15 protein-coding genes are annotated in these 14,965 nt (G+C 37.8%); 4 read left to right on the plus strand and 11 right to left on the minus strand.

Annotated features, from left to right (window positions below; translation table 11 throughout):
* Positions 1-20 precede the first annotated feature (20 nt).
* Together radC and KBU52_RS02475 are read right to left on the minus strand one after the other, a co-directional pair.
* Entirely contained in the window at positions 21-701 is a 681-nt protein-coding gene (gene radC, locus KBU52_RS02470; protein WP_024053312.1) for a DNA repair protein RadC, read from the minus strand.
* A 63-nt stretch (positions 702-764) separates the two neighbouring features.
* Entirely contained in the window at positions 765-2,045 is a 1,281-nt protein-coding gene (locus KBU52_RS02475; protein WP_254724604.1) for an O-acetylhomoserine aminocarboxypropyltransferase/cysteine synthase family protein, read from the minus strand.
* Between the two features lie 191 nt (positions 2,046-2,236).
* Between KBU52_RS02475 and KBU52_RS02480 the strand changes: the two genes are divergently transcribed.
* Positions 2,237-2,932, plus strand: coding sequence for a VIT family protein (locus KBU52_RS02480; protein ID WP_006151383.1), 696 nt, complete (start codon positions 2,237-2,239; stop codon positions 2,930-2,932).
* Between the two features lie 55 nt (positions 2,933-2,987).
* Here the strand turns inward: KBU52_RS02480 and KBU52_RS02485 are convergent, their stop codons facing one another.
* From KBU52_RS02485 to KBU52_RS02495, 3 genes are read right to left on the minus strand one after another with little or no spacing between them, the layout of a single operon-like run.
* The gene (locus KBU52_RS02485; RefSeq protein ID WP_254724194.1) at positions 2,988-3,260 is read right to left on the minus strand and encodes a PspC domain-containing protein; all 273 of its coding nucleotides are present in this window, start codon (positions 3,258-3,260) and stop codon (positions 2,988-2,990) included.
* Between the two features lie 60 nt (positions 3,261-3,320).
* Positions 3,321-3,770, minus strand: coding sequence for a SprT family protein (locus tag KBU52_RS02490; protein WP_254724195.1), 450 nt, complete (start codon positions 3,768-3,770; stop codon positions 3,321-3,323).
* On the minus strand, positions 3,757-5,886 hold the full coding sequence (locus KBU52_RS02495) for a Tex family protein (protein WP_254724196.1): 2,130 nt from the start codon (positions 5,884-5,886) through the stop codon (positions 3,757-3,759). The genes KBU52_RS02490 and KBU52_RS02495 overlap by 14 nt, the downstream gene beginning before the upstream one ends.
* A 155-nt stretch (positions 5,887-6,041) precedes the next feature.
* On the opposite strand from KBU52_RS02495, the gene KBU52_RS02500 reads away from it, so the two are divergent.
* Genes KBU52_RS02500 through KBU52_RS02510 form a run of 3 tightly spaced genes read left to right on the plus strand, consistent with a single transcriptional unit; the run spans position 6,042 to position 7,891 of the window.
* Entirely contained in the window at positions 6,042-6,173 is a 132-nt protein-coding gene (locus tag KBU52_RS02500; RefSeq protein WP_000268695.1) for an SPJ_0845 family protein, read from the plus strand.
* Positions 6,174-7,079, plus strand: coding sequence for a permease (locus KBU52_RS02505; protein WP_254724197.1), 906 nt, complete (start codon positions 6,174-6,176; stop codon positions 7,077-7,079).
* Positions 7,076-7,891: a TIGR03943 family protein gene (locus KBU52_RS02510; RefSeq protein ID WP_254724198.1), complete on the plus strand. Its 816-nt coding sequence runs from the start codon at positions 7,076-7,078 to the stop codon at positions 7,889-7,891. The genes KBU52_RS02505 and KBU52_RS02510 overlap by 4 nt, the downstream gene beginning before the upstream one ends.
* Positions 7,892-7,922: 31 nt before the next feature.
* On the opposite strand, the gene KBU52_RS02515 is transcribed toward KBU52_RS02510, so the two are convergent.
* Genes KBU52_RS02515 through xerA form a run of 6 tightly spaced genes read right to left on the minus strand, consistent with a single transcriptional unit; the run spans position 7,923 to position 14,952 of the window.
* A complete protein-coding gene (locus tag KBU52_RS02515) occupies positions 7,923-8,102 on the minus strand; it encodes a hypothetical protein (protein WP_254724615.1) in 180 nt (59 codons plus the stop codon).
* Between the two features lie 17 nt (positions 8,103-8,119).
* Positions 8,120-9,172: a hypothetical protein gene (locus KBU52_RS02520; protein WP_254724199.1), complete on the minus strand. Its 1,053-nt coding sequence runs from the start codon at positions 9,170-9,172 to the stop codon at positions 8,120-8,122.
* A gap of 8 nt (positions 9,173-9,180) precedes the next feature.
* Complete coding sequence (locus KBU52_RS02525; protein WP_254724200.1) at positions 9,181-9,957, minus strand: nucleotidyltransferase domain-containing protein; 777 nt, start codon at positions 9,955-9,957, stop codon at positions 9,181-9,183.
* 19 nt (positions 9,958-9,976) lie between these two features.
* A complete protein-coding gene (locus KBU52_RS02530) occupies positions 9,977-13,327 on the minus strand; it encodes a DEAD/DEAH box helicase family protein (RefSeq protein WP_254724201.1) in 3,351 nt (1,116 codons plus the stop codon).
* Between the two features lie 28 nt (positions 13,328-13,355).
* Positions 13,356-14,021 carry a restriction endonuclease subunit S gene (locus KBU52_RS02535; RefSeq protein WP_254724202.1) on the minus strand — a complete coding sequence of 222 codons (666 nt, stop codon included), beginning with the start codon at positions 14,019-14,021 and terminating at the stop codon, positions 13,356-13,358.
* Positions 13,987-14,952 (minus strand): site-specific tyrosine recombinase/integron integrase, encoded by a 966-nt coding sequence (xerA, locus tag KBU52_RS02540; RefSeq protein WP_254724203.1) that lies wholly within the window; start codon positions 14,950-14,952, stop codon positions 13,987-13,989. The genes KBU52_RS02535 and xerA overlap by 35 nt, the downstream gene beginning before the upstream one ends.
* Between the last annotated feature and the right edge of the window lie 13 nt (positions 14,953-14,965).

Consider the following 14,965-nt stretch of genomic DNA (forward strand, 5'->3'; position numbering starts at 1 on the left):
CTGTATTATATACAGGTTTTTTATATCATATCTGTCTTCTCACGATAACTAAAATAGTCGGAGTGTGAGACGATTAGATGGTCTAGTAAGACCAAGCCCATTAACTCACAGGCTTCTTTAACAAGCTTGGTAACATGATCATCATTGGGGCTAGGAAGTACTGCTCCTGATGGGTGATTGTGAACCAGAATCACAGATGTTGCCATATGCTTTAAGGCATAGTGGAGAATCTCCCGTGGTTCAGCAATACTTCTAGTAGCAGAACCTATAAAAATAGTTTGCTGATGAATAATTTGATTCTGAGTATTCAGATAGAGCGCCACCAGGTGCTCTTGTTTTTTATCCCCTAGTTCATCTTGCATCTTTTTCGCTAACTTTCGACTACTTAGGATACTCTCCATCTCTACTGTTTCGCGTTTATGAATCCGGTAGCCTAGTTCAATCATAGCTTGTAGTTCGATAGCCTTAACACGTCCAATACCTGATAGAGTCTGCAATTCCTGTAGACTCATTTTTTTTAGGTCAGTTAAACATGTCAGTTGATTTAAGACCTTCTGTGCTATTTCAAAAACATTGGCCTGTTTTGTCCCTGTCCTTAGTAATATTGCCAGTAATTCTTGGTTGCTGAGCGCTTCTACTCCTTCTTTTACTAATCTCTCTCTGGGTAAAAGCGAATCTTCTTGAAATGAAATACTATACATAAAAATCCTCCTCACTTTATTATTCGTGAGAAGGATGCTTAATTTGATAAAAACTAGTTATTTTTAGATTTTTTCAAGTGCAAGACGCAAATCTTCAATCAAATCATCGACATTTTCTAGTCCAATTGATAGACGAATTTGATTTTTAGTTACTCCTGCTGCTTCTAGATCAGAGTCAGACAATTGAGCATGCGTTGTAGTTGCTGGATGAACGACCAATGACTTTGCATCTGCCACATTGGCTAGGTTTGAAAAGATTTCTAAGCTATCAATCACCTTACGAGCTTCTGCTTCTCCACCCTTAACATGGAAGGTAAAGATTGAACCAACACCTTTTGGTAAATATTTCTCCGCTAAGGCATGGTAAGGGCTATCAGCTAATTTTGGATAATTAACTTTTTCAACTTTCGGATGATTCACAAGGAAATCAACAATTTTCTCAGCATTTTGCACATGACGTTCAACACGGAGAGATAGTGTTTCAAGACCTTGTAAGAGCAAGAATGAGTTAAATGGTGAAAGGGCGGCTCCCATATCGCGAAGTAATTGCACGCGAGCAGCAACGATAAAGGCTGCAGCACCTACATCTCGAGTATAGCTTAAATTATGGTAGCTTGGATCTTCATTGACGAATTGAGGGAATTTCCCTGAAGCAGCCCAGTCAAATTTACCGCTATCAACAATGACACCGCCAATAGTTGTACCGTGTCCACCGATAAATTTAGTTGCCGAGTGAACTGAGATATCTACACCGTGTGAAAAGACATTAATGAGATATGGTGTTGCAAATGTATTGTCAGAAACTAAAGGAATTTGGTGTTTGTGAGCAATTTCAGCTATTTTTTCAATATCAGGAATGTTGATAACTGGATTACCCAAAGTTTCAATCAAAACAAGTTTGGTATTATCTTTAATCGCTGCTTCCACTTCTTCTAAATTGTCAATATCAACAAAAGTTGTGGTGATTCCATAGCGGGGAAGGGTTTCTTTCAAAAGGTTAAAGGTCCCACCGTAAATAGTTGAAGCTGCAACAATATGATCGCCTGCATGAGCAAGTCCAAGGATAGTATAAGTAAGAGCTGCCATCCCAGAAGCTGTGGCAAGTGCACCTACTCCGCCTTCTAGTGCTGCAATACGCTCTTCAAAGGCTGAAGTTGTTGGATTGGTAATACGAGTATAGATATTTCCAGCTTTTTGAAGGGCAAAAAGGTCTGCCCCCTCCTGTGTATCTTCAAATACAAAAGATGTTGTTTGGTAAATTGGTACAGCACGAGACTTGGTAGTAGCATCTACCACTTGTCCTGCATGCAATTGAAGAGTTTCAAATTTAAATTCACGAGTCATCATCAGACCTCCAAAGATTTCATTAAATTAATTGTATCATCTATGGCATTCAGTTACAAATACAACTTTGTTATATATTATCATAAGCAATAGCTATGGCATTTATTAGAATTGAAAAACTTTTTTCAGATAGTTTAAAAAGTTTGTATTCGCTATTTCTATACTTTATAATGGATAAAAAGGAGAAGACTATGTCAGAAATTACACATGAAATTGATTCAAACTTCGCTGGTCGTTTAAATATTTTACGTGCTGGTGTGCTCGGAGCCAATGACGGGATCATTTCCATCGCTGGAGTTGTTATCGGGGTTGCCAGTGCAACCAGTAATATCTGGATAATCTTTCTTTCGGGTTTGGCTGCCATCTTAGCAGGTGCCTTCTCTATGGCTGGAGGTGAATATGTTTCAGTATCCACTCAAAAAGACACTGAAGAGGCCGCTGTAGCTCGAGAGCAATTACTTTTGGATAAGGATATCGAGGCTGCAAAGAAATCTCTCTATGCTGCTTATCTTCAAAATGGTGAGTGTGAAACTTCAGCTCAACTTTTAGTCAATAAAGCTTTTCTTAAAAATCCACTTAAAGCCTTAGTTGAAGAAAAATACGGAATCGAGTATGAAGAGTTTACCAATCCTTGGCATGCTGCAGCATCTAGCTTCATCGCTTTTGTTCTTGGTAGTTTACCACCAATGCTTTCCATTACCATCTTTCCAAGTGACTATCGAATCCCTGCTACTGTTTTTATCGTTGCGATGTCTTTATTGATTACAGGTTACACCAGTGCCAAACTCGGAAAAGCCCCAACCAAAACAGCTATGATTCGTAACCTTTGTATCGGTTTGTTAACCATGGGAGTGACCTATCTATTGGGTCAGTTGTTTAGTATTTAAAAAAGATACCGTACGGTATCTTTTTTATTATCCAAACATAAACAATTAAGAGAAACTACCAAAACCAACCTTCATTATCATTAATTGGTTCAGCCTCTTTCATCTTACGTGGTCCTGTTCCGTACATTTCAGCTTCGATATCTTCTTTTGTTGGCAAGATAGAGGCCAGGATGATGTAGATGATGATTCCAAGTCCGAAGTTTGCGATTGTAAAGATAGCAAAAATGAAGCGCACAAGAGTAACATCAAGGTCCCATTTATCAGAGAGTCCAGCAAGTACTCCTGATATCATACGATTTCGTCTCATTTTGTAAAAATTTTTATTCATAGTTTGTACCTCTTTCGGTATTCTTGAAATAAGTATAACATGAAATAAAAACTTCTTGCATCAGTCCTTAGGCGGATTTTGCAAAATGAGTTTGCCACGACAGAGACCACAACGATAGCGTTTTGTATCAATTCGTCGCTTTCGCTGATAAGTCTGACCACAAGTTTGACAAGTATAGACTAGAACTGGTGTTTGACTGACACTTGATAAGGGTGGAACAAAGCGGAGCCCGTCCACTTCTTTTAACAGTTCCTTAAAGGCTAGATCTTTATGTTTATACCCCTTGCCCTCATAGTATAGATGATAATGACAGAGTTCGTGACGGACAATTTTCCGAAAAACCTCTAAACCTAGTTCTTGATAGACTTTGGGATTAAAATCCAAATGCCCATCCTTAGGAAAGAATCGCCCACCTGTCGACCGTAGGCGAGTATTCCATTGAGCTTGGTGTTTGAAAGGTTTTCCAAAGTCTTCTAAAGAAACTTGTCGAACGTAATTAGTTAGATTCATCTGGGGCAAGGAGCGACAGATTTACTTTTTCACGTTGGACATCGATTTTATTAACCCAAACGGTTACCAAATCACCAACTGAAACGACTTGACTCGGATGCTTGATGAATTTCTTGCTCATATGAGAGATATGAATCAGGCCATCCTCATGAATACCAATGTCCACAAAGGCACCGAAGTCAACGACATTGCGAACAACTCCTTCAAGTTTTTGCCCAACTTTTAAATCCTTGATATCCAAAACATCCTGACGAAGGACTGGAGCATCAAAAGAATCACGGAAATCACGACCTGGTTTGAGAAGGTCTGCAATAATATCTTTAAGAGTTTCTTGACCGAGGTCTAACTCTTGTGCCATTTCCTTGATTGAAATAGATTTGAGTTTGGCTTGCGCTTCTTCATTTAGGTCTTTAATGTCCAAACGTTTAAAGAGTTCCTTGACTGCAGCATAATTTTCTGGGTGAACACCTGTATTATCAAGGATATTGCTACTTTCAGGGATACGGAGGAAACCTGCAGCCTGCTCAAATGCTTTAGCACCTAAACGAGGAACTTTCTTAATTTGGGCGCGTGAAGTGATTTTACCTTCTTCTTCACGATACTTCACGATATTCTCAGAGATCGTTTTGTTAAGACCAGCTACGTGTGAAAGTAAGGCTGGACTAGCCGTATTAATATTAACGCCGACTTGGTTAACAACTGTATCCACAACAAAGTCAAGACTTTCAGACAGTTTCTTTTGACTAACATCGTGCTGATATTGACCAACACCGATGGATTTGGGATCAATTTTAACCAATTCAGCAAGGGGGTCTTGCAAGCGACGAGCAATAGAAATAGCAGATCGTTTCTCAACAGTTAACTCTGGAAACTCTTGACGGGCAAGTTCACTAGCTGAGTAGACAGATGCCCCGCTCTCATTTACAATAACATAGCTGACCTCAGGAAAATCTTTAAGTACTTCAGCGACAAAGGCTTCACTCTCACGACTAGCAGTACCATTACCGATAGCAATGATTTCAACACCATATTGGCCAATCAAATCAGCCAAATCACGCTTAGCTTCTTCAATCTGACGAGCCGAAGCTGGTTTGACTGGATAAATGACTTGCGTTGTCAACATCTTCCCAGTCGCATCTACAACAGCAAGCTTAGCCCCTGTACGAAAGGCTGGGTCAAAACCGAGAACCACACGCCCTTTAAGCGGTGCTACAAGAAGGAGATTACGAAGGTTTTCTGAAAACAGTTGAATAGCTCCTTCTTCTGCCTTTTCTGTTAATTCTGTACGAATACGACGCTCAATAGCTGGTAATACCTTCTTCTTAACAGATTGCTGAATGACTTCGTCAATATAATCATTCCTAACCTTGAAACGAGCAGCAAAGAAGGCTTGAATACGTTCAACCGCATGCTCAAAACCGATTTTCAAGATACCAAGCTTCTCACCACGATTAAGCGCAAGAGTGCGATATCCCTGCATATTGGCAACTGTTTCTGAGAAGTCATAATAAATCTGAAAGACTTGTTTTTCATCTAAAGTTTCGTCCTTGACTTGGGAAGTAATCTTAGAATGTCTAAGTACCTCTTGATAAGTCATTGAACGCAAGTTGACATCTTCAGATAGAGCTTCAACCAAGATATCAACTGCACCTGCTAAAGCCTCTTGAGGCGTAGCAAATCCTTCACAGACAAATGATTCTGCTTCTTTTTCTAGGTCAGAAACATTTTGTAAGATTAAGCGAGCAAGTGGGAAGAGTCCTGCCTCACGCGCAATCGTTGCCTTAGTGCGACGTTTTTCCTTATAAGGAAGATAGAGTTCTTCTACATCAGCTAGTTTTTCAGCTGCTAAAATAGCTTCTTCTAACTCCTTAGTTAGCTTGCCTTGTTCTTTGATTTTGGCTAAGACAGCTTCTTTACGATCATTAAGAGCAGTTAGACTTTTATCAAGGTCTATAATAGCCTTAATGGCCACTTCATCCAAGCTACCAGTCATGTCTTTCCGATAACGAGCGATAAAAGGAATAGTTGCTCCTTCAGCTGTCAAAGATAAGACAGTATCAATTTGTTTTAAGGTTACACCCAAATCTTGGGAAATTTTTTCATATTTTTTATCCATGAAACTATTATACCATAAGGAAGAAAGCTTGTTTTCATTAATTTGTTGCTTTCATTCAACTTTATAAAGATAAAAGCCATGTTTATTTTAAAATCCAAACATTTCTCAGAAATAATAGTATAATAGTGTTAACTAAAAGAATAGAGGTATGCCTTATGGCTGTTAAATTTACAAAAACTGATGACTTAGATAAGATGTTTGAGGAGTTCGCCAAGCTTCCTGACTTGAAGCAAGTAACATTTCCAGATGACAAAGAAAAGAAAGATAAGGCAGAAAAGAAAAAATAGATGGCACTCTTTCAAAGTTTACCTTCTAATGTGCTACAAGCTGGCGCCATTTTTCTTTCAATTATCATTGAAGCTTTACCCTTTGTCTTAATTGGTAGTATCATCTCTGGTGCCATTGAAGTCTATGTCACACCTGAGAAGGTTTATAAATCTCTCCCTAAAAATCGATTGGGGAGAATCTTTTTTGGTAGCTTCATCGGTTTTCTCTTTCCCTCTTGTGAGTGTGGAATCGTTCCGATCATCAACCGCTTTTTAGAAAAGAAGGTTCCTAGCTATACAGCGGTACCTTTTCTAGTAACGGCTCCTATCATCAATCCTATCGTACTTTTTGCGACTTATTCAGCCTTTGGCAATTCAATTCAAATGGTTTTCCTAAGAGCTTTGGGCGCGATTCTAGTTGCTACTATATTGGGTATCTTTCTTGGTTTTGTATGGCAGGAACCTATCCAAAAAGAAAATAGATTGGCTTGTCATGAGCATAATTTTTCTCACTTTTCTAAAAGTCAAAAAATCCTTCAGGTATTCATTCAAGCTATTGATGAATTCTTTGATATGGGACGTTACTTGGTCTTTGGCTGTCTTTTTGCAAGTATAGTCCAAGTCTATGTTCCAACTCGTATCCTAACATCCATCAGTGCGACACCACTGCTCGCTATTGTTCTTTTGATGGTCTTGTCCTTTCTTCTATCACTCTGTAGTGAAGCGGATGCCTTTATCGGATCTTCGCTTCTCTCTAGTTTTGGCTTTGCTCCAGTGCTTGCCTTTCTGGTTATAGGTCCCATGCTTGATGTCAAGAACCTACTCATGATGAAGAATTATCTTAAAACGCGATTTATTTGGCAATTCATGACAATTGTAACTCTTGTTGTTCTTGTCTATTCTTATCTAGTCGGGGTGATGCTATGATTCGATTTTTTATCTTATTTGGCTATTTTATCTTAACCCTTTATCTGCACCTATCAGGTAAGCTCAATCAGTATATAAACCTCCACTACTCTTATCTGGCTTATATCACTATGTTTTTATCTTTGTTACTAGCCATCGTTCAAGCCTATATTTGCCTCAAACGTTTGAAAGAACATAGTCACTTACATAGTTTTTCAGCCAAGCTTGCTAGTTTTGTCCTCTTAAGTTTACCCTTGTTAGTTGGATTTACCTTTCCAACTGTCACTCTGGATTCACAAACAGTATCGGCAAAAGGATATTATTTTCCTTTGTCGGAAGGAACTGACAAGGCAATCCAAGCAAGTGAAGGAACGAGCAGTCAGTATCTTAAGCCGGATACCAGTCGCTTTTATTCACAAACAGCTCATGAAAATATTATTCGAAAGAGTGCTGATAAATACTTAGCTCAATCTAGTATAGTTATCAATGATGAAAATTACCTGGAGGTCATGGAAGCTATCTACGATTATCCAAATGAATTTGAAGACAAGGAAATCGAGTTTATTGGCTTTGTCTATAACGATCCAAATCATACCAATAGTCAATTTGTTTTTCGCTTTGGTATTATGCACTGTATCGCTGATTCAGGAGTTTTTGGCCTCTTAACCACAGGAAATACCAATCATTATGAGAATAACACCTGGGTGAGAGTTAAAGGAAAGATTAGCAATCACTATCACAAAGAACTCAACCAAGTCCTCCCAACCCTTGAAGTCCAGTCTTTCATCAAAGTAGACAAACCAGAGAATCCTTATGTTTACAAAGAATTTTAAAAAGTAGCCTGAGGGGGCTACTTTTTCTTGTTTAGTAAGTTTTTAACTTCTCGGGCTCCGATCTGATCGCCAGTTTTTTAAAGAGCTTGATATAACCCAGCAAATTGAGAAGGCTGTAATCCTTGCAAGTTTCTAACGAGAAGATTTCTGAGACTATTTTCTTGGCCTCATCAATCTTCCCTTCAAACAATAATTCCCAGGCTTGATTCATGCTTATTCTCCTCTAGCTTATGTTGTATAGAAATCAATCGACAAATCACTATCAGACTCGTATTTTTTCCAGGCTATACTAAAGCCATAATAATCTTCAAATTCTGGATGCCAGTCATAATAAAGTGGGATACGGCTAAATTTTCTTGCAACTACTTCGTCTTCAAATTCTGGGGACTCTCCTGCAGTAATTCCAAATTGAAGACCATTCATTTCCCAGGTGTTTCCCCAAACATTTTCGTCTGATAGAACGTCAATCCAACGAGAGGCGTCAATATCAAAATCTGCACATAATTCAAGTTCTAACAATTTTCTGTAGTTTACCTTGGTGGGTTTAATGAAGAAGGCACCCTCTACCTGATACCTTTTATCTTTAACTTGAATTTGTGTGATTTTCATCGGAATTGGAATTCTATTTAACTCCAACCAAAAATAGCCTAGAGGAGTTTTGATTGCATGGTAAATTTGTTTAGACTCTATATTTACTTTGTTCGAACAAGCATTTAGAATTTTTCCATGCTCAAGTATATTTTTACAAACTATTTTTGAAGTCTCAGGATCAAAAATAGAATACCTACGGATGACTCTTTTTAACTTTTCAACGGGATAAGTGATATCTCTTGGGTAAGCATGATATTTCTGTACTACCAGAGCTATTTTTTCAATATTTTCCTTCCCTGTTGGGACAATAACAGCATGTCCAATATGGATATTTGGCTCGTCACATATATAAGTATAACCATTTCCACCTTCTTGAAACTCAACAACTACAATATTTAACTCCTGATCAGGATCGAAAAGTGGTTCAGCTTCTCCACTGGTCTGGCGCTCATAAAAAGTGAAACAATTTGGATTATCCACTTCGCCAAAGACCATAAAACTACCACAATTTGGGCACTTCCACATATAGAAGGAAGCCTCCGAAATGTCTTCATAGGAAATTCTATCATGTTCGTCAGTATTGTTAAAAATATCTTCAAGCAACTCATCCGAATAAACCGAATAAGCATTTGGATCAGGCGCTTGGTGGTCGTTCATTGCTTGACCACATCTACAAGTCCATTTTCCCATAATTAACCTCAGTCACTACTTAATTCTTCAAGGAAAAATTGATTAAGAGCTTTCCAGTCTTTCTTTTCCTCTGTAACACTTTGGACGTAGTCATCCAGCTCTTGGATATTTTTGATGATAAAGTCCTGAATCGGCTCTATCGGCTCAATTTCCATGCCTTCGGGTCCCTTTACCTTTATTTCAAGCAATTTAGACACATGCTCTTTCATTTCATCAGGGAGGAGTTCTTTGACCAAATCATCAAACAAAATCGGTGGAACAGAGTGATGTTTTTCAATCCAACGACAAGCTAAAATAGGACGAAGTGCATAGAAATACTTTTTAGGTTTGACCTTATCTCCTGAAAGATACTTATTCATTTGAGTTCTAGCAGTATTCAAGTAATGGTGGAGCATCTTTTTCTCGGAAAAATACTGACTGACAAGCGGACGGATACGGTCAATAAAGCCTTCGTCTTGCTGGTAAACGATTGGCGACTGTAACCACTCAAAGAGGGTTGGATTTGACTTATAAAGTAACTTTAAAGCCTTGTCCAAATCCCAGCCACTCACATCCCATGTATCGTCAATTGGTAGTTCGATGACATCTCGATGATCGTTCAAGCTTAGATAAAAATCTTGCTTGTGCTTGTATACAAAACGTACATCAAAATCACTATCCGGAGACTCAAAGCCCCAAGCGCGACTACCAGACTCAATTGCCCACAAAACAGTAACATCATAATTACGCTCAATTTCTGCTAGTTTTTCAGGTACCAAAACATTCATTTCTTCTTGTGTTTGCATGGTGATTCTCTTTCTATTTTCAAGCTACTTCTTCGGCGCGATTATTGATTAAGTCAATTGTTTGGACAATATTCCTCAATACTGGTATTTGATGTTGAAATAGTACTTGTACAGATCCATAAGATTTAAACGGTTCTTGTGTCAGGATCGACTTATCCATATAACCATTTTCAACGACATAATCGACAATCAATTTCACAAAAGAAATTTGCTTAGCATTAAGGCTTTCATCTGACAAGAACTTTGAAAACACTTGATTAGCGGCCTCTCTATCCAAACCTATAATCTCACGAACTAATCTAGGAATAGCCTTGTTCTCATAGTGTTGCTGATAGTCAGATCTACTTCCTAATTTTTCCCACAATAGAGTTTCTAATGCTAATAAATCTTGTGCAATCAACTTCTTGTTATGATACAATTTAGAAATTGCTTCCTCATCCAAATGAGCTTTCAAATAGTGTTCAACTTTTTCGTTATAGGATCGAAGATCATTTACCTGCAAATAAGGAGTGGTTTCATAAACAGTAGAAAGAATTCGATCTTCAAAATTGACATAATATACCTTTCGGCTCTTTTTATCCAAGAATTGCAATAAATCTCTTAGAGAAAGGCGTATTTTTTCAAGTTCAGACAAGCTTACTTCCTCCCAAAATTCAGGTTCTTGAACTTTCCTTATAATTTCAGCCTGTGCAAAGACCTGAGGGATATTACCAACAGAAGCAAGAGCCTGAGCAGTTTTCATAACTTGTAATATATGAGTCCGTGATGGCTTAGAGGTTAGTTGTCCGACTTGAATTTCTAACATCCATAAATCAAAGCGTCTAGCCATTTCATTTTCATTATCTTCATCAAACATGAGAGGAGATATATGAGTATGAAGACTTTCACATGAAATCGTTGTAAGATTTTGCCAATTTTCTAATTTCTTATATGTATACACCGTATCTAGAACCATACGAACCCTAAAGTCTAACTCATTCAAGTCCTCTACATGGCTATGAAGTTCTGAGACCAGTTGCTGACGATACTCTCTTGCAAACTGATTTTCTTGATAATTAAGGCTCTGCAGTTCACGAATCAAGTCTACCTTGATATTAAACAAACGCTGTGTCAAGGGAACAATATGACGTCCATTTCCTTCTCTCGGATCTGCTTTGAAGTATTCAAAGTTGTCACCATAATCAAATACCAAGAAGTTTTCCTTATCCTGGTCAGGTCCAAACAAATCTTTACAGAGACGGGTTCCACGACCAATCATCTGCCAAAATTTTGTTTTTGAGCGTACTTTCTTGAAGAAGACTAAATTGACAACCTCTGGAACATCAATACCTGTATCCAACATGTCAACTGAAATTGCAATTTGAGGATATTTCTCCTTAATTTTAAAATCATCAATCAAGGTTTGATAATGTTTAATACTGTAATCAATCACCTGAGCATAGTCGCTCCCCTTTTCAGGATATCGTTTATTAAAAATCTCTCTAATAAATTCAGCATGGTGGTGATTCTTGGCAAAGATAATCGTTTTTCCAATCTCATCCCCTGAAGCTGTTTGAATTCCTCTCGTCATTAGTTCATCTAGAACAATCTCAACTGTAGCTTTATTAAAAATAAAGGAATTAAAAGCTCCAGCATCAATGTCTTTTTCTAGACTATCATCTTCAAATTGGCTATCAAAATATTCTTTATCTTCTTGGGATAGATCATCGTAATGAAGCCCATCTGTAGGTAATTCTAACTTGGTTTCAATCGAATGATAGGATACCAAGTAGCCATCCTCAACAGCCTTTTCAAGATCATAAGCATAGGTAGGAACACCATTTTCCAAGTTAAAAAATCCATAAGTGTTTTTATCAAGATCCTGACGAGGTGTGGCCGTTAAGCCTACGATTCTAGCATCAAAATAATCAAAAATGGCCTTGTATTTTTGATAAATAGAGCGATGGGACTCGTCAATAATGATAAGATCAAAATGACCAACAGTGAAAGGGCGTTGAATGACTTCTTCCTGATCACTAATAGCTCCAATCATGGTCGGATAAGTAGAAAACACCATACGACTTGATCGTGCCCCAGCTTTATCCTCTAAAAAGTTACAAACCGAAAGATCTGGAAGTAATTTCCTAAATGAATCATAGGCTTGTTTTACAAGAGATGTTCGGTCAGCTAGAAAGAGAACATTTTTGACCCAATTGTGACGTGATAGGATATCAACAAGAGAGACTGCTGTTCGAGTTTTCCCAGAACCAGTTGCCATTACCAAAAGAGCTTGTCTTCGATTGTTGGAAAAAGACTCACAAACACTTGCAATCGCATGTTTCTGGTAATATCGACCAGAGATATCGTCTCTGATTTTACTAGAAATATCCTCCAGTGGTTTTTGCAAATGTCGTCTGTCCATCAATAATTGCAATTCTTCTTGAGAATAGAATCCTGCAACCTGGCGACGATTTACACCATCAAGAATGTAGTGCTTGAGGCCATTTGTAATAAAACAAATCGGTTGGTAACCTATTTTTTCCTCTAGCGCTTTAGCATATTCCTTAACTTGTACTTCACCGACTTCTGGATTAACTGCAGCCTTTTTGGCTTCAATAATTGCTAAAATCTTTCCATTTTTACCATAAAGGACATAATCACAATAACCTGTTCCCGATCCGTGTTTCAGTCCATTAACAGCGACTTCAACTCGACAATTTTCTTCAAATGTCCAACCTGCTAAGCGTAAATCAATGTCAATAAAGAGTTTTCTCGTCTCAGCCTCAGATAACTGATCGATATGAAAAGAAATCTCTTGCCGTTGAGCAGCAGTTTCACGTTTTTCTGTATAATTTTCTTGAACTTCCAAGGACTGTACAGCCATTTGTTCATGAAAGTCAGGCATAACAGGTAAACTTTCTTGCAGTTCCACCATGGCTTGTGGTGTTTCTCTTTTCTTGACATTCTCTGAAATTGGCAATAACTTCTCGTCAAAAAAACGTTCCACAAACTCATTGCTGTAGCAGTAATCAATAAAGTTTACGAACTGGTACAAATGATGTAAGGCTAAAATCGCTTCACGTTCTTTGATCTCCCCACCATGAGCAGCATGATTGCCCCAACGTATCAAGAGAACCATCTGACTATGAAGCTCTGGATCTACGATTTCTCTAAAGTCATCATCCCAAACTAATGAAGACAAGGTAGCACGATAAGGGGCTTCCAAATAAGAATCATGGCTATAAATCCAATGAACAGCCTGCTCCAAGGCACGACGTGCCATGAAAGCTGTCGCTACAGTAGATGTCCCAATCATATTCTCAGCTTCTATACAGGGCTTTGAAAAAGATCCATACTCCTCGTTATTTAAAAGAAAATCAAAATTTCCCATTTTTCTCTCACTTTGATTAAATAGATACCTATATTATACTAGATTTCAAGCTATTTCTCCACAGTTTTATAGCCTTCTGACAAGCAAATTGTGATTTGTCAACCTGAGCCACAAAGTCTGCGAACTCGTTTTGGAGGGAAAGAGGGGGGAGGGGGATGGTTAATTCTTCAATCTGATTTTTTGTTATCGCTTGACGAGTAGCACCTGAACTTTCTCCTATTTTCTGTAGCAAACTCTTAAACTCGGAAGTTATTAAAAGTTGATTTAAAAATATTGGTGATAATAAGTGCTTTTTACAACGAATTATAGAAACGTGCTGATTAACTCTCGCAGGCAAAATAATTTGTGGAACAATACAACAACGAGATACAGATGCACCTGTAATATTCAGCAAAACATCGTCAGATTCAACAATTACATTATTTAATTTTTCAGCCTGAACATTAGTTAAATAAGCTAAATCTTTGAAAATAAACTTACCATCATATACATTCATACTTCTAATGAGCGCTATCCCTTCGTTGACATAACTTTCTCTTCCTCCTCTAGGTGTAGCACCTGAACCAATTTTTAATGTTAATTTTGATAATCTATGCTTTTCCCAACCCATTTCATTCAAAACAGGATCCCCAAACATCTCGTTAAATCGGGATTTGCACTTAAGAGATGAATTTCTGATGGGAATGTTTGACATTACTTTGGTTTACCATAGCATAGGCTAAGGTTGTGTCAATTTTGCTGTGACCTAGCAGTTTTTGGACTTGTTCGATAGGCATTCCCTTATCAATTGCCTTTGTTGCTAGTGTTCTTCTAAATTTATGTGGGTGGACCTTTTGTATTCCAAGCTTTTGACCTAACTTTCTTAATCGAATCTCAACACCAGCTATTCCAAGTCTCTGGGCTTTTCCAAGTAAGGTAACAAAAAGAGCTGGATGATTATCTTCTCTGCTATTGATATAGTTCTTTAAATGGATTTTCGTCCGAGCATCAAAGTAAACAGGTCTTTCCTTTTTACCTTTCCCAAATACAACACATTCTCGATTTTCAAAGTCAATATCTGAGCGATTCAGCTGCACAAGTTCTCCCACGCGCATTCCTGTTGAAGCTAGTAGATCGATCATTGCTAAATCCCTTAAGTTTTCACAATTGTCTCGCATGATTTCAAGATGTTCATCAGTATAAGTTTCTTTCACAGTTTGTTCGGTCTTAATCTTTTTAATCCTTCGAATAGGATTTTTGATGATATATTCCTCCTGCTCAAGCCAAGCAAAAAACGAAGACAGGATGCGTCGGATATTGTCCAAATTTGCTTTACTGCAATCTTTTTCTGACTGATACTGTGCTAGATAACTTCTCAAATCATCTGTTGTCAGTTGTGTTACAGACTGCTTTATGCTTGTAAATAAGTTTTCAATGGTCCTTTGATAATAACGAATGGTTTTTGCACTACAACCCTCCACCTGTTTAGCAGTAATAAATAAAGCTAACAAGGAATTATTCGTATACTTCTGTTGATTTACACTACTCACTAAATGGCGCTCTAAACTCTCCCGCAATGCTAGTAATTGTGCATTGTTTAAAAGGGGTAGCATTTCTTGAATGATAATTGTCACTTTTGTTTCCATATTTTCTCACTTT

Source organism: Streptococcus sp. 9.1(2021) (assembly GCF_030466425.1).
GTDB lineage: Bacteria > Bacillota > Bacilli > Lactobacillales > Streptococcaceae > Streptococcus > Streptococcus wuxiensis.